We start from the raw sequence: 15,506 nt of genomic DNA on the forward strand, positions 1-15,506 counted from the left end.
CACCCCGCTGACATCCCCACGGCAGCGTGCAGTGGAGTTGTCAGCGAGATGCAGTCTCGCGGCTCGCGGTGGCGCGTCAGTCGGCGGCGCGAACCGCGGCCACCGCGTCGTACCGCTCGCGGATCTCGGGGCGGTGGTCGGGCTCGACGCGGCGCGTCGTCGCGATCGTCCAGTCCACCGGGCCGCCGGCGAACACGCCCGCGGCCTGGCGCGCGGCGCCGAGCGCGACGTACTCCCCCGCGGCGGGCACGACGATCTCGGCGTCGAAGACCTGCGCGGCGATGCGCGCGACGGCCTCGTTCGCCGCGGCACCACCGATGAGCAGCACCCGCCGCACCTCGACGCCCTGGGCCTGGATGGCCTCGAGTCCGACGGCGAGGCCGCTGAGCATGCCCTCGATCGCCGCGCGGGCGAAGTTCGGCCGGGTGGTGGATGCCAGGGTCAGACCCGTCAGCGATGCCTGCGCGTCGGGCAGGTTCGGCGTGCGCTCGCCCTCGAACCACGGCACGAGAACGACGCCGTCGGCACCCGGCTCGGCCTCCAGCGCGAGAGCGCCGAGCTCGTCGTGCGAGACGTCGAGCAGGCGCGCGAACGCGTCGAGCACGCGGGCGGCGTTGAGGGTCGCCACGAGCGGGAGGAAGCGGCCCGTGGCATCCGCGAACCCGGCCACGGCACCCGACGTGTCGCGCACGACGTGGTCGGTGACGGCGAAGACCGTGCCGGACGTACCGAGCGAGACGACGACGTCGCCCACGCCGGCGCCGAGGCCGAGCGCCGCTCCGGCGTTGTCTCCGGCGCCGGGTCCCACGAACGCGCCGCCCGGCAGGGTGCCGGCGCTGTCCCACGGCCCGAGGACTCGCGGCAGCACGGCGTCGTGTCCGAGGGCGCGTTCCAGCAGGGCACGGTCGTAGCCGTCCGCACCCCAGTACGCGGTGCCCGAGGCGTCGGAGCGGTCGGTGGTGAGCGCAGACAGGTCGGCGTTGCCCGGACCGAACCCGCGCAGGCGCCACGTCAGCCAGTCGTGCGGAAGCGCGACCGCGGCCACGCGCGCGGCGTTGTCGGGCTCGGCGTCCCGCAGCCAGCGGAGCTTCGTCGCGGTGAACGAGGCCACCGGGACGACCCCCGTGCGGTCGGCGTAGACGTCGGCGCCCACCTCCTCGATGAGGTCACGCGCGGCCTGCGCCGATCGGGTGTCGTTCCACAGCAGCGCGTCACGGATCACGCGCCCCTCGGCGTCGAGCACGACCATCCCGTGCTGCTGGCCGGCGATCGAGACCGCGGAGACATCGTCGAGGCCGCCCGCCTGCGCGATGGCATCCTGCAGCGCGATCCACCACGCCTCGGGGTCGACGGCGGTGCCGGCGGGATGCGTGGCGCGCCCCTCGCGCACGACCCGTCCGGTCTCGGCGTCGACGACCACGACCTTGCACGACTGCGTCGACGAATCGACGCCCATGACCAGAGTCATGCTCACTCCTTCTCCTCGTCGCGTCCACTTCGGCGCGACGCCTCGTCCGTTCCGTGTCCACGGCACGCCGTTCCCGATCGACGGGGCGGCGTGTCCTGGACACCCAGCGGCGGGTGCGGATACGGACCCGGATGCCGTGGCATCCGGGTCGCGCGAGAAGCGGGACCGGACGCCCCCCACGGGCATCCGGTCCCGCTCCGGCTCAGCGTGCGCCGAGCAGGTGCTCGGTGGCGAGCTGCTGCAGGCGGACGAAGCCGAAGCCCTTGCCGCCGAGGTACACGTCGGTGTCGAAGTCCTCGTAGGCGGAGCGGTCGGCGATGAGGTCGTCGTAGGTCTCGCCCTCGTTCAGCGTCGGCTGCGCGAGCTCGAGCACCTTCGCCGCCTCGAGCGCCTCCTGCACCTCGGGGTCGGCGCGGAAGGCCGCGGCGCGCTCCTTCAGCAGCAGGTAGGTGTTCATGTTGGCCGAGACCGAGTCCCAGACACCGGTCTCGTCCTCGGTGCGCGAGGGCTTGTAGTCGAAGTGCCGCGGGCCGTCGTAGGCCGGGACGCCGCCGGGGCCGCCGTTCTCGAGCAGGTCGACGAGGGCGAACGCGTTGTGCAGGTCGCCGTGGCCGAAGACGAGGTCCTGGTCGTACTTGATGCCGCGCTGACCGTTGAGGTCGATGTGGAAGAGCTTGCCGTGGTACAGCGCCTGGGCGATGCCGGCGGCGAAGTTCAGGCCCGCCATCTGCTCGTGACCGACCTCGGGGTTCAGGCCCACCAGTTCGGGACGCTCGAGCGAGTCGATGAACGCGATCGCGTGGCCGAGCGTGGGCAGCAGGATGTCCCCGCGGGGCTCGTTGGGCTTGGGCTCGATGGCGAAGCGGATGTCGTAGCCCTTGTCGGTGACGTAGTCGCCGAGCAGGTTCACGGCCTCGCGGTAGCGCTCGAGCGCCTGGCGGATGTCCTTCGCGGAGTCGTACTCGGCGCCCTCGCGGCCGCCCCACATGACGAACGTCTTCGCGCCGAGCTCGGCGGCGAGGTCGACGTTGCGCAGGACCTTGCGCAGCGCGAAGCGGCGCACGTCGCGGTCGTTGGAGGTGAAGCCGCCGTCCTTGAAGACGGGGGCCGAGAAGAGGTTCGTGGTCACCATCGGCGTGATGATGCCGGTGGCCTCCATCGCGCCCTTCAGGCGGTCGATCTGGGTCTGACGCTCGGCGTCGGTCGAACCGAACGCGAACAGGTCGTCGTCGTGGAACGTCAGGCCATACGCGCCGAGCTCGGCGAGCTTCTCGACGACGTGCACGACGTCGAGGGGCTTGCGGGTGGGGCCGCCGAACGGGTCGGTGCCGTTGTATCCGACGGTCCAGAGGCCGAACGAGAACTTGTCGTCACGGGTGGGGGTGGGCATTCCTGCTCCTTCGCATGGACGCGCACGGTCGGTTGCCGACGCACGGGGTTTTGTTGGTCTTCACAACATATACCCCGGATGCCGCGACGTCCAGCGTTCGGTCAGATCTCCCGTGCCTCATCGATCACAGCGAACACATCGGGGTCCCACGTGAGAGCCCGCTCCCAGGGCAGGCCGAAGCCCTCGGCGAAGAAGATGCTGTGCACGTGGTCGGGGAAGGAGTGCCGCGTCACGTCCGGCAGCACCGCGGCCGGCACCTCGTCGGCCCGGCCGCTCGTCATCGACACCAGACCGTCGTGCGGCCACAGCTGGCGCGGCTCGTCGGCCGCCGCGAAGTAGCCGGCTCCGATCGCGGTGACCGGGATGCCGTCGAGCACCCCCGCCTGGGCCTCGTTCCAGCCGCGCAGGAAACGGCGCGACACCTCGTCCGCGGCCCCCTGGGAGTTCGCGTCGGCGTAGGGGCGCGCCTCGGCGAAGATCTGCAGCGTGGCCGGGTCGCCGTGCGCGTCGTCCTCGGAGATCTCGCCGTCGAGGACATCGCCGAGCACCGACCCGTCCCACGGGGTGCCGAGGGTCACGAGTCGCTCGACGCGCGGACCCTCGGTGCCGAGTTCGCGGATCGCGGCGCGCGAGAACAGCCCGCCCATCGAGTGGCCGACGAGCGCGACGCTCTCCACGCCCTCCTCCGCCGCGAGGTGCCGCAAGAACCCGGCGAGCGCGACCCCGGCGTCGTCGACCCGTCCGACGGCGTTGATGGTGACCTCGGCCGGCAGCACCACCGGCACGTCGGCGAAGCCCTGCCACCCGGCATCCTCGCGGACCTCGCCCGCTCCGATGCGTGCCGGGGCGGTGAAGACCCGGATGCCGCGATCGAGGAAGTGCGCGCGCAGCGCGGTCATCGTATTGCCCGCCGCGAGGCCCGTCCCCGCGGCCCGCTCGGGGTCGGTGAAGGGGGTCACGGCGGCTCCGCCGGAGACGAGGACGACGGCATCGGCCATGGGGCGCCTTTCGAGACGGGTGGGGTTCCCGGCCAGGATAGGGCAGCGCCGCCCCGCGTGATCAGTGCGGGAGGGCGGCCTCGATCGCGGCGACGACCTCGGGCGCGTCGGGGTGGGTGCGCGGGCTGAAGCGCACGACCCGGCCGTCCGGCGCGACGACGAACTTCTCGAAGTTCCACGAGATGCGGCCCGTCTTGCCCTCGGCATCCGGGTTCTGCGTGAGCTCCTGATACAGGGGGTGGGCGTGGCGGCCGTTGACCTTGACCTTCTCGGACATCGGGAAGGTCACGCCCCACGTCGCCGAGCAGTACTCGGCGATCTTCTCTTCGTCGCTGAGCTCCTGCAGGAACTGGTTGCTCGGGAAGCCGATGACGGTGAACCCGCGGTCGGCGTACTTCTTGTGCAGCGCCTCGAGCGCCTCGTACTGGGGCGCGAGCCCGCAGCGCGAGGCGACGTTGACCACGAGCGCCGCCTTCCCCTCCGTGAGCGCCCCAAAGGTGGTCTCTTCGCCGCGGATGGTCGTGATCGGGATGCCGGAGAGGTCCATGGTCCGATCCTGGCACCGCTGCTTATGCCCCCGCCCCATTCCCGATAAACGCTTCCTGCACTGAGACACGTTCGCAGAGCGCGTTTCCCGGTGCAGGAAGCGTTTATCGCGGAGGGGCACGGGCGGGAGCGGGCGGCGGCGCGCGCATGGCACAGTGGTCGGATGGTCACAGCGAGCAGGGGCGACGGGATGCGACGCGCCAATCTGGCGCTCGTGCTGCGCACCGTGCACCGCGAGGGTCCGCGCTCGCGCGCCGCCCTCACCGAGGCCACGGGCTTGAACCGCTCGACGATCGCCGACCTCGTCGGCGAACTCGTGGGCGACGGCCTCGTCGTCGAGCGCGCCCCCGATCCGGTCGGCCGGGTGGGGCGCCCCTCCCCCACGGTGGCGCCGGACCCGCGCGTCGTCGCCCTCGGCGTCAACCCCGAGGTCGATGCGCTCGACATCGGCGCCTTCGCCCTCGACGGCACGCCCGTCGCGCGCGAGCGGCTGCCCCAGACGCGGCTGCTCACGCCCGAGCGCACGGCCGAACTGGTCGGCGAACGGCTCGCGGCCTGGCGCCGCGGACCCCTGCGCGGCCGCCGTACGGTGGGCATCGGGGTCGCCGTCCCCGGTCCCGTGCGCGCCGCCGACGGACTGGTGCGCACCGCTCCGCACCTGGAGTGGACGGATGCCGCGATCGGCGGCCTCGTGACCGCCGCGACGGGTCTGCCGTCCCGCGTGGGCAACGATGCCGCGCTCGGCGCGCTGGCCGAGTACCTCTTCGGCGCCGCCCGCGGAGCCCACGACGTCGTCTACCTCAACGGCGGCGCGAGCGGTATCGGTGGCGCCGTCATCGTCGGCGGAGTGCCCCTGGGTGGCGCCGGCGGCTACGCGGGCGAATTCGGACAGAACCGCCCCGGGATCGTCGATGCGGCCGACCGCCGCGCCGCCGACGGCGTGCTCGAGGACGAGGTGAGTCGCGCGCGCCTGCTCGCCGCGCTGGACCTCGAGGCGGCCGACGACGCCACTCTCGCCGAGGCCCTGCGCACGACGACCGCGCCGGCGGTGCACGCCGAGACCGCGCGCCAGCGACGCATCCTCGCGACGGCCCTCGCGAACGCCGCGAACGTCCTCAATCCCGCCGTCGTCGTCCTCGGCGGGTTCCTCGCGACCCTGGCCGCGCTCGACCTCGACGGACTGGACCGCGCCGTGCGGGCCCAGACGATGCCGGCGTGCGCCGAGGACCTGCGTCTGCGCGTCGCCGAGCTCGGCGAGAACCGCCTGCTCGTGGGCGCCGCCGAGGCGGTCTTCGAGGCCGAGCTGTTCCCCGCGCACTGAATCCCGGCATCCGCACCCCGTCGGGGTCCGCGCGGGAGAGGATGGACCCGGACCGACGGAGGACTCCATGACCCACACTCGCCCCTCCGGCACGAACTGGTCGGGAAACCACCGCTACCGTGCCGCCGAGACGCTGCTGCCCGCCGACCTCGACGAGCTCGCCGCCGCGATCCGGAGCGCCGACGCCCTGCGCGTGCAGGCGACGCGCCACACCTTCAACGACGTCGGCGACACCGACGGCGCGCTGATCTCGCTCGAGCAGCTGCCCGTCCGCATCGAGGTCTCCGGCGACCGCGTGCGCGTCGAGGGACTCGTCACCTTCGCGCAGCTCGCCCCGGTGCTCGAAGCCGAGGGACGCGCGCTGCACAACCTCGGCTCCCTCCCCCACATCTCCGTGGCCGGCGCGACCGCGACGGGAACACACGGTTCCGGGAGCGCCAACGGCAACCTCTCCAGCGCCGTGACGGCGGTGGAGACGATGGATGCCACCGGCACCGTGCAGCGCATCGACCCGACGCACCCGTGGTTCCCGGCCGCCGCCCTCGGCCTCGGGGCCCTGGGCGTCGTGACGGCGGTGGAACTGCGCACCGTCCCGACCTACACCGTGACCGCACAGGCGTACACGGGCGTCGCATGGGAGGACCTGACCGCGGATCCGCGACGATTGTTCGCGAGCGCGCACAGCGTCAGCGTCTTCACGACGTGGGGCGACCCCGCGCACGACCTCGTCTGGATCAAGGCGACGGATGCCGATGCGGAACCCGGCTACGTCCGCGACATCGGGGGCGTCGACGTCGGGGCCGACCTGCATCTCGGGCGCATCCGGACCGTGGGCAACACGACCGAGCGGGGAACACCGGGCCCGTGGCACACGCGGCTTCCGCACTTCCGCGCCGAGGCTCTCCCGAGCGACGGCGACGAGATCCAGTCCGAGTACTTCGTGCCCCTCGACGCGGCCGCCGAGGCGCTCGCGGCGGTACGGGCGGTGGCATCCACGATCGATCCCGTGCTGCTGGTGTCGGAGCTGCGCACCGTCGCGGCGGACGACCTCTGGCTCAGCCCGGCGTCCGGCCGGGACGTGCTCGCGATCCACTTCACCTGGCGGAACGACAATGCGGGAGTGGCGGCCGTGCTGCCCGCGGTCGAGGACGCGCTCGCTCCGTTCGCGGCCCGTCCCCACTGGGGCAAGGCGTTCACGATGCCGGGCGAGACCGTTCGCGCGACGCTGGCCCACGTCGACGACTTCGTCGCGGTGGCGCGGGCGGCCGACCCGCGCGGCGTCTTCCGCAACGCCTTCCTGGGTCGCACGCTCGGGCTCTGAGGCGGCCCCTCGGAGCGGAGGCGGCTCGCGATCCCCACGTGAGAATCGCGAGCCGCTCGGGCGATCGATGGGGTGAAGGATCGCGGTCGGACCGCCGTCCGGGCGGGAGGCGGTGCCGCGCGCACCGCGCCGCGGTCCAGAGTGGACGGCGCCCGTCCCCCACCCGAGAGGTGCCATGACCGCTGAGTCGCCCCGCTCGGCCGGCTGGGTCGCGATCGCCTCCGGCGCTCTCGACGTCTCCGCGTCCGATCTGTTCACCCCGGATGCCGAGATCCTCCTCCTACCCGCGCAGCCCGGCGAGCCGTTCTGCCTCACCGGCGACGGGGCGCGGACGTGGCGACGGCTCGTGACCGACGGGCCGCTGTCTCCGGCGGACGACGGAGAACGGCACATCCTCGACGACATGGCCGCCCTCGGTATCGCGTCGCCCGATCCGACGCACCCGGCCCGGATCACCCGCCTCGATCCCCCGCGGCTCTCCTCGCCGTTCCACGAACTGGCGTACGCCCTCACCGCGCGGCTCGCCGCGGAGCGCGGCATCCCGTGCGTCTTCGTGAAGGGCCCCGCCCTGCACCACCAGGGCCTCCGGGAACGCGAGCACTCGGGCGACGTCGACGTCTGGTGCCGCCCCGAGCACGGGGACGCGCTCGCCGAAGCCCTCGCGGAGTGGGGATGGCGTCGCGAGCCGGATCCGTGGCGGGGCACGTCGGTGCACCACACCGCCACCATGACCCCCGGCGACTGGGGATGCGAGATCGACGTGCACCGGCGCATCCCGGGTCTCGTCCTCGACGACGCCGACGCGTTCGAGGCGGTCGCGGGCCGATCGGACCCGGTCGTCTACGCGGGGGTGGCCGTGTCGATTCCCCGCACCGACGTGCACGCCGTCCTGGCCGCGGTGCATGCCGTGCGCCCCGAGATCGGAGCCGGTGCGCGATCGGCCGCGGCGTCGGCGACCGCTACGGCGATGCTCGCCGTCGCCCCCGGCAGCGGCGAACGGGCGTGCGAACTCGGAGCGGTGCCGGTGCTCGAACGCGAGCTGGCGGGCCTCCTGCCGGAGCAGACGATCCGGCAGTACCGCGGCGGCATCCCGCACGACTGGGCGTGGCGCGGCGCGCCGGACCCGGTTCGCGCGTACTGGAGAGCGCTGCGGGAAGAGCCCTTGGCCACCCGCGTACGTGTGCTGTGGCGGTTCGTGTGGCCGCCCGACGACATCGCTCTCGCGTCGGCTCGCCATGCCGGCGACGTCGCCGCGTCGCCCACGACCGCGCGCTGGCGACGACTGGCACGGGGCCTGCGGAGCGTGCGAGGAGCGTCGCGCTGACGAGAGACGTCGCAGCCGGTGGCGTCAGCTCCAGCGGACCCGGCGCTCGGCACGGGTCAGGGGAACGGCACCTCCCAGGTCCGCCTCTTCGCGTTCGAACCACCGCCGCGTGGCGAAGACGAACAGGGGCACGAGCGCCGAGGCCGACAACGGCCCCCAGCCCACCAGGGGGAAGGGCGTCTCGGTGGCCCCCATGGCGAGAAGTCCCACGATGAACGCGATTCCGGCCACCGACGACGAGCGCACCGGGTCCGTGGCCGCGCCCCTCAGTGCGGCCACGATGACCGCGAGCCAGGCCACGAGGACGATGGCCCCGCCGATCACGAGCGTCGTGAGGACGAGGTTGTGCGCGTGGCTCGCGGCGCTGGAGAGCACCTTGCGCAGCACGGCGTAGTTGTCGGCGTACCAGTGGGCCCCGAGGCCGAACAGCCCGTGGTCGCCGAGCGCTTCGCGGTTGTAGATCCAGATCGCCCCGCGCGACGTGAAGGCCTCGGGATCGGTCTCGGTGAAGGGAATGCGGACGACCGCGATGAGCGCGCCGACGGCGCCGATCGTGCCGACGACGACGAACCCCGTGCGCGGGAGGAGGCGTGAGAGCACGACGATCGCGAGCATCACGCCGGCGCCGACGAGCGCGGTGCGCGACGAGCTGAGGACGAGGGCCCACACGACGACGGCCAGGAGCGTCCAGCGCACGAGCGGTCGGCGGACCAGGAATATGCACGGCATCGACAGCGCCAGGAACATCCCGAACGTGTTCGAGTGGGAGAAGATCCCGGCCAGCAGCGGCGCCCCGGTGAGCGACTTGTCGAAGGTCCCCGTGCCGCCGGAGATGACCACCGCCGCGGGCGCCGCGTACATCGCGACGATCGATCCCGCAGCGACCGCGGCCCCCGCATAGCCGAGCACCGCGAGATCCGCCGGTTTCACCCGCACGCTCACCAGGAGAGCGCCGGCCGCGGCGGTCAGGAGAAGACCGAACGTCGGGGTCCGACCGTGGACGAACTCGTTGGCCGCGAGGACCAGACCGGGCGCCACGACCAGGAGCAGGCTCGGTCCGGAGACCCGCGCGAACAGGACGACGAGCAGCACCGCCGCCGCGGCGATGACCGGCACGACGATGCTGCCGGCCTCGTCGATCGCCGCCACGACGGGGTTCGTCGCGGTCGCGCCCTCCTTGTAGTGGGCGCGGTCGGTGAGGACGGTCTCGATGAGCGGCCCCAACAGCGAGTACACGGCCAACACGAGCACCATCAGCCGCCGCGCCACGGGCGAGTCCACTAACCCGGTCGGACCCGCGGACGGCGCGACGGCGGTCTCTCGTCGGCTGGCTAGCGTGCTCACGGCCGACACCGTACAACCCCAGGAGCGCGCGATGACCACGAGCACCGTCGTCGCTCCCCGGCGCCGCGGGGCCGCCCTGCTGCTCGGCGCGCAGTGGGTGCGGTACCTGTCCCAGCTCGCGGGCCTGGTCCTGCTCGCGCGCCTGGTGGGCCCGGCGGACGCCGGCATCGTCGCTCTGGCGGGAGCGCTCGCGGGACTCGCGGCGGTCCTCGGCGACTTCGGACTCAGCATGGCGGCCCTGCGCGCCCCGACCCTGACGGCGGCGCAGCGCACGTCCCTGTTCTGGGCGAACACGGTGATCGGGCTCATCGCCACGGGCCTGGTCGTCGCCGTCGCCCCGGCCTTCGCCGCGTTCTACGACGACCCGCGGCTGATCCCCGTGCTCGCCGTCCTGGCACCCGCCTTCGTCCTGCGCTCGGCCAGCGCGCAGTTCCGCGTCGAACTGAACCGGTCGGGGCGCCTGGGGCGCCTGGCGGCGGCCGAGCTCGCCGGCGACCTCATCGGGCTGGCGGCGGCGATCGTGCTCGCTCTGCTGGGCGGCGGTGCTCTCGCCCTGGCCTCGCAGGGCGGCGTGGCGGCTCTGGTCACGCTCGGGGCGACGGTGATCCTCACCCCGTGGCATCCGGGTCTGCCTCGCCGCGGGTCCGACATGCGGGGATTGCTCACGTTCGGAGGCCACACGTTCCTCGTCCACGCGCTGAACTACGTCTCGACCAACATCGGCACGCTTGCCGTCGGGAGGGTGGCGAACGATCGGGCCGTCGGTCTCTTCAGCCGGGCGACCCAGCTGGTGAATCTCCCGATCGATCAGCTCGTGACGCCGCTCACGCGCGTGGTCGTCCCGACCCTCGCGGATGCCTCAGACCCGACACCCCTCGAGGACCGCCTGGCGAAGTACCAGACGGCGCTGAGCTATCCCGTGCTGGCCTACGTGAGCCTGTTCGCGGTCACGGCGGAGCCGGCGATCCGCGTCGTGCTCGGAGCCCCGTGGGCAGGGGCGGCGGCGTACGTCCCGATCTTCGCCATCGGGGCGGTGTTCCAGACGCTCGGCTACCCGCAGTACTGGGCGTTCGTGGCGACCGGCCGATCGGGCCTCCTGCTGTGGTGCGAAGCCACGGGCCGGATCCTCATGATCGCCCTCGTCGTGGCGCTGTCCGCCCTGGGCCCGGCCGGAGTGGCGGTCGCGATGTCGATCGGGCAGTTCGCCCTGTGGGCAGCGGCGTTCCTCGTGCTGCCGCGGACCGGGGTGTCCTCGGTGCGGCTGCTGCGCGCCTCGCTGCGTCCCGTGGGGGTATTCACGGTCGGCGCGATCGTGGCATCCGTCGTCGACGTGTCGTTCTTCACCCCGCTCGATCCCGGGCTGCGGCTGCTCGCGGCCGGTGGAGCGTGGGCGATCGTCGTGGGCACGCTGCTTCCGCTCGTGGCACGCCGCGACCTCCGATCCCTGTGGGGCGCCCTCCGCCGGCGGTGACGGCGACACCCGACCCGCCGACCCGACGAGAGGGCCCCATGCTGCGCACCCACCGAGACACGGGCGAGCGCTGATGGCGCGCTGCCTCGTGATCGGCGCCAACGGCTTCCTCGGGTCGCGGCTGACCGACGCACTGTCCGCCGCCGGGCACGACGTCACCGGCTTCGACCGCTTCCGCGACGGCATCCACTCGTACACGTCTCCGGACGTCGTCCCCGTCGCGGGCGACTTCCTCGACCCCGACGACGTCGCGGCGGCGGTGTCGGGCCACGAGTACGTGTTCCATTTCCTCTCGACCACGACACCGGCCAGCGCCGACCGCGAACCCACCGTCGATCTGCGCACCAACGTCAGCGCGAGCGTCGAACTGCTGTCGCTGTGCGCGGCGGCGGGTGTGCGACGGGTGTTCTTCGCGTCGAGCGGCGGAGCGATCTACGGCCCGCAGGCGCGACGCACGTTCGACGAGGACGCCCCGCTGCGGCCGGTATCGCCCTACGGCATCGGCAAACTGACCATCGAGCGGTACCTCGACTACTACGCCACCACCGCAGGCTTGGAGTCCGTCGCCCTGCGCATCTCGAACCCGTACGGACCCCGCGCACGACCGGCGACGGGGCAAGGGATCATCCCGATCACGCTGGAGCGCATCCGGCGCGGGGAGCCGGCGGTCCAGGTCGGCGACGGCTCGATGATCCGCGACTACATCCACGTCGACGACCTCGTCGGCCGGATCCTGCGCATGCTCGACCACGCGCCACGCCACCGCGCGTACAACCTCGGCAGCGGACTCGGGCACTCCGTCGCCGATGTCTTCGCCGCGATCCGCACGGTGGTCGGGCACGACTTCGCGATCACCCGCGCACCGCAGCCGGCCACCTTCGTCGATCACGTCGTGCTCGAGGTCGGCCGCTTCCGCGCCGAGTACGGCACCGACCGCGACCGGACCCTCGCCGAGGGCATCGCCGACACCTGGACGAGGATGACCACGCCATGACGAGAGTGCTGCACGTGACCGAAGCGATGGGCAGCGGCGTGCTGAGCCTGGTCGACAGCATCAGCCGCCGCCAGGCCGAGCAGGGCGCCGACGTGGAGGTGCTGTTCGCCCCGCGCCCCGAGACCCCGACCGACGAGGCGCTGCGCGCACGTTTCGACGCCCGCGTCGCGCTGCGGCGCGTGTCGACCGGGAGCCGGATCGGCGATCTGCGGGCTCTGTCCCGTGCCGTGGCCCGCGCGGCCGACGGCGTCGACGCGGTGCACGCGCACTCGAGCATCGGAGGGGCCGTCGCCCGCCTCGCGGTGCGTCGCCGGCTCCCGGCCGAGCGTGTCTTCTTCTCGCCGCACGGGTTCGCCTTCCTGCGGCTCGACCTGCCCGGGCCCCTCCGGTACACCGCCCGCATCGTGGAGCGGACCCTTGCCCGCCGCTCGACGCTCGTGCTCACCTCGCCGTCCGAGTTCGCGCTGGCGACCGCAGAACTCCGACCCGCGCGGGCGCACCTGCTCCAGACCGGGATCCCCTCCGAGACCGTCTCGCGTACCGCACGCGTCGCCGACCCGGGGCGACGGCCGGTCGTCGGGATGGTCGGGCGGGTCGTCCACCAGAAGGCGCCGTGGCGGTTCGCCGCCGCCGCGCGCGCACTCGGCGAACGGGCCGACTTCGTGTGGATCGGCGGGGGCTCCGCCGACGATGAGCGGCGCTGGTTCGGCGACGCCCCCGTGCGGGTGACCGGGTGGGTCTCGCCCGGCGAGCTGGCCGAGCTGATCGACGACATGGACGTCCTGCTGTTCCCCTCCCTCTGGGAGGGGATGTCGCTCTCGCTCATCCAGGCGCAGGCGCAAGGGATCCCCGCCGTCGTCTCGAACGTCGTCGGCAATCGCGACAGCGTCCTGGATGGCGTCACGGGCTACGTCTGCTCCGACGACGACGCCCTCATCGCCGCCACCGGACGACTGCTCGACGATCCGCGGCTCCGGGAGCGGATGTCGGCCGCCGCACTGGAGTGGGCCCGACGCGCGCTGACCGACGACGCCCTCGGGCGCGACTCGCTCGCGCTCTACCGGAGAGCGGCAGCGGACGGGACCGCGGCGGAGACGGAGCGGAGTCGGGTCGGATGATCGTCGTCAACGCCCGGTTCCTGACGCAGAGCACCACCGGCATCCAGCGCTTCGCGACCGAGATCGCGCGCGAACTCCTCCGCCTCCGCGCGGACGTCGTGCTCGCCGTCCCGCGTGGGCCGATCGACCCGCGCGGTCTCGATGAGACGCGCATCGTGCGCGTCGGACGTCTCGCGGGACACGCCTGGGAGCAGATCGACCTGCCCCTGTTCGCCCGGCGCCGAGGCGCGGTGGTGCTGGGTCTCGCGAGCACCGGCCCCGTCTGGTACCGCCCCCAGGTGTCCACCCATCACGACGTCACGTGGCTCCGGCATCCCGACAGCTTCGGTCGGCGCTTCCGTGCGGTGTACGGACTGATCGTCCCGCGGCTCATCGACCACAGCGAGCGGCTGCTCACCGTCAGCGCATTCTCGAGGGGCGAGATCGCGGCGCACTTCGGCATCTCCCCCGAGAGGCTCACGATCGTCCCCAACGCGGCCGATGCCCGGTTCCGACCGGCGGACGACGACGCCCCGCGCGCGACGGAACGGTACCTGCTGGCGGTGTCGTCGCCCAACGCCCACAAGAACTTCGCGCGGATGATCGACGGCTTCCGCCGGTTCTCCCGTGCGCACCCCGACGTCGAACTACGGGTCGTGGGCAGTCAGACACGCAGCTTCGCCCGTCAGGAGTACGACGCGTCCGACGCGCGCGTCCGGTTCCTCGGCCGGGTCGACGACGCCGCGTTGGCCGAGCTGTACCGCGGAGCTCTCGCCTTCGTCTTCCCCTCGCTGTACGAGGGTTTCGGCATCCCTCCCCTCGAGGCTCAGCAGTGCGGGTGCCCGGTGATCGCCGCGCGCGCGGCATCCCTGCCCGAAGTGCTCAGCGACTCTGCCCTCTTCGTCGACCCGTACGACGTCGACGACCTCGCCGCGGCGATGGCGCGGATCGTCGACGACGACGGGCTGCGGGCACGACTGTCGGACGAAGGGCTCCGCAATGCGGGGCGTTTCTCGTGGCGCACGTCGGCCGAACGCGTCTCGCGCGTCCTCGACGACGTCGTGGCCGGGAGGGCGCCCCGTTCCCGCGAACCGCACCGCGTCGGGCTCTGACGCGTCATCGCGCACGCGTCAAGGGCGCGCATCGGGAGCCCGCCTCTGCCTAACGTCGCTGCATGACCACCGATCGCGACCAGTTCACTTTCGACAACCCCGTCACGCGCTACGCCCGCGTCGAGCCTCCGGTCCAGCACCAGCCCGAACCGGGTCTCCAGGCCGACATGACGCCCGTCCCCGATCTCGGCGAGAAGACGTATCGCGGGCTCGGGCGTCTCACCGGCCGGAAGGCGCTCATCACCGGCGGGGACTCGGGCATCGGCGGCGCCGTCGCGATCGCGTTCGCGCGCGAGGGCGCCGACGTGGCGATCGTGCACCTCCCCGACGAGCAGCGCGACGCCGACCACGTGCTCGCGCAGATCCGGGATGCCGGCCGCACCGGCGTCTCGATCGCGACCGACATCACCGACCCCGGCGCGTGCCGTGCCCTCGTCGCCGACGCCGCGGAGGCGCTCGGCGGGCTCGACATCCTGGTGAACAACGCCGGCAAGCAGGTGATGGTCGAGAAGGTCGACGACCTGTCCGATGAGCAGTTCGAGCTGACCTTCCGCACGAACGTGTTCGCGCCGTTCTGGATCACCAAAGCGGCCCTCGCTCACTTGCCCGAGGGCGGCTCGATCATCAACACCGCGTCGCTCGAGGCGTACGTCCCCGCCCCGGACCGGCTCGACTACGCGGCCACCAAAGCCGCGATCAACAACCTGTCCAAGGGGCTGGCGCAGCAGCTGGCGTCCCGTGGCATCCGAGTCAACGTCGTGGCTCCCGGGCCGACGTGGTCGGCGCTGCAGGTGAGCCAGGGCGTCTCCGACGACCAGATGGAGCACTTCGACGACGAGAGCACCTACCAGCGCGCCGGGCAGCCCGCCGAGATCGCGCCCGCGTTCGTGTTCCTCGCCTCGGCGGAATCCAGCTACGTCTCGGGCGAGACCCTCAACGTCAACGGCGGCATGGTCACGCCGTAGCCCCGGGTTGTGGCATCCGCCCGCCCCCGCACAACTCCGGCGGATGCCACACCCCGACGCCCCGCCCACCCCACCCGCCACTGATCTGCAGGAGTTGTGCCGCCCCCACCCCCGCCCGCACATCTCCGGCGGACACCACACCCCGACGCCCCACC

Annotated in this window: 13 protein-coding genes; 8 read left to right on the forward strand and 5 right to left on the reverse strand. The window is 72.7% G+C overall.

All coding sequences use genetic code 11. The annotated features are described in order from the left end of the window. Nucleotides 1-76: 76 nt before the first annotated feature. The 4 genes from xylB to AC3E6M_RS15655 all read right to left on the reverse strand — a co-directional run bounded on the left by xylB (nucleotide 77) and on the right by AC3E6M_RS15655 (nucleotide 4,403). Nucleotides 77-1,468, reverse strand: a complete 1,392-nt coding sequence (gene xylB, locus AC3E6M_RS15640) for a xylulokinase (RefSeq protein WP_138176402.1) — start codon at nucleotides 1,466-1,468, stop codon at nucleotides 77-79. Nucleotides 1,469-1,670: 202 nt separating this feature from the next. Continuing rightward, nucleotides 1,671-2,858: a xylose isomerase gene (gene xylA / locus AC3E6M_RS15645; protein WP_138176404.1), complete on the reverse strand. Its 1,188-nt coding sequence runs from the start codon at nucleotides 2,856-2,858 to the stop codon at nucleotides 1,671-1,673. A gap of 101 nt (nucleotides 2,859-2,959) precedes the next feature. Next, a complete protein-coding gene (locus AC3E6M_RS15650) occupies nucleotides 2,960-3,856 on the reverse strand; it encodes a lipase family alpha/beta hydrolase (RefSeq protein WP_138176406.1) in 897 nt (298 codons plus the stop codon). Between the two features lie 61 nt (nucleotides 3,857-3,917). Continuing rightward, nucleotides 3,918-4,403, reverse strand: coding sequence for a glutathione peroxidase (locus AC3E6M_RS15655; RefSeq protein WP_138176407.1), 486 nt, complete (start codon nucleotides 4,401-4,403; stop codon nucleotides 3,918-3,920). A gap of 162 nt (nucleotides 4,404-4,565) precedes the next feature. On the opposite strand from AC3E6M_RS15655, the gene AC3E6M_RS15660 reads away from it, so the two are divergent. From AC3E6M_RS15660 to AC3E6M_RS15670, 3 genes are all read left to right on the forward strand, one after another. Beyond that, nucleotides 4,566-5,723 (forward strand): ROK family transcriptional regulator, encoded by a 1,158-nt coding sequence (locus tag AC3E6M_RS15660; protein ID WP_138176409.1) that lies wholly within the window; start codon nucleotides 4,566-4,568, stop codon nucleotides 5,721-5,723. A 67-nt stretch (nucleotides 5,724-5,790) separates the two neighbouring features. After that, on the forward strand, nucleotides 5,791-7,044 hold the full coding sequence (locus tag AC3E6M_RS15665) for a D-arabinono-1,4-lactone oxidase (RefSeq protein WP_138176411.1): 1,254 nt from the start codon (nucleotides 5,791-5,793) through the stop codon (nucleotides 7,042-7,044). Nucleotides 7,045-7,219: 175 nt separating this feature from the next. Further along, complete coding sequence (locus tag AC3E6M_RS15670; protein WP_138176413.1) at nucleotides 7,220-8,368, forward strand: nucleotidyltransferase family protein; 1,149 nt, start codon at nucleotides 7,220-7,222, stop codon at nucleotides 8,366-8,368. 24 nt (nucleotides 8,369-8,392) lie between these two features. Here AC3E6M_RS15670 and AC3E6M_RS15675 read toward each other — a convergent pair whose 3' ends face one another. Beyond that, nucleotides 8,393-9,712 carry an O-antigen ligase family protein gene (locus AC3E6M_RS15675; protein WP_171024338.1) on the reverse strand — a complete coding sequence of 440 codons (1,320 nt, stop codon included), beginning with the start codon at nucleotides 9,710-9,712 and terminating at the stop codon, nucleotides 8,393-8,395. Nucleotides 9,713-9,743: 31 nt separating this feature from the next. On the opposite strand from AC3E6M_RS15675, the gene AC3E6M_RS15680 reads away from it, so the two are divergent. The 5 genes from AC3E6M_RS15680 (at nucleotide 9,744) to AC3E6M_RS15700 (ending at nucleotide 15,351) form a co-directional block, all read left to right on the forward strand. Next, complete coding sequence (locus AC3E6M_RS15680; RefSeq protein ID WP_171024339.1) at nucleotides 9,744-11,183, forward strand: oligosaccharide flippase family protein; 1,440 nt, start codon at nucleotides 9,744-9,746, stop codon at nucleotides 11,181-11,183. Between the two features lie 73 nt (nucleotides 11,184-11,256). Then, nucleotides 11,257-12,177 (forward strand): NAD-dependent epimerase/dehydratase family protein, encoded by a 921-nt coding sequence (locus AC3E6M_RS15685; RefSeq protein ID WP_138176420.1) that lies wholly within the window; start codon nucleotides 11,257-11,259, stop codon nucleotides 12,175-12,177. After that, nucleotides 12,174-13,295, forward strand: coding sequence for a glycosyltransferase (locus tag AC3E6M_RS15690; RefSeq protein ID WP_138176422.1), 1,122 nt, complete (start codon nucleotides 12,174-12,176; stop codon nucleotides 13,293-13,295). Before AC3E6M_RS15685 ends, AC3E6M_RS15690 begins: the two co-directional genes overlap by 4 nt. Next, nucleotides 13,292-14,386: a glycosyltransferase family 4 protein gene (locus AC3E6M_RS15695; protein ID WP_138176424.1), complete on the forward strand. Its 1,095-nt coding sequence runs from the start codon at nucleotides 13,292-13,294 to the stop codon at nucleotides 14,384-14,386. The genes AC3E6M_RS15690 and AC3E6M_RS15695 overlap by 4 nt, the downstream gene beginning before the upstream one ends. Before the next feature lie 62 nt (nucleotides 14,387-14,448). Continuing rightward, nucleotides 14,449-15,351 carry an SDR family oxidoreductase gene (locus AC3E6M_RS15700; RefSeq protein WP_138176426.1) on the forward strand — a complete coding sequence of 301 codons (903 nt, stop codon included), beginning with the start codon at nucleotides 14,449-14,451 and terminating at the stop codon, nucleotides 15,349-15,351. The last annotated feature ends 155 nt before the right edge of the window (nucleotides 15,352-15,506 follow it).

Source organism: Microbacterium sp. SCPM-O-B-15248 (M128) (assembly GCF_058214835.1).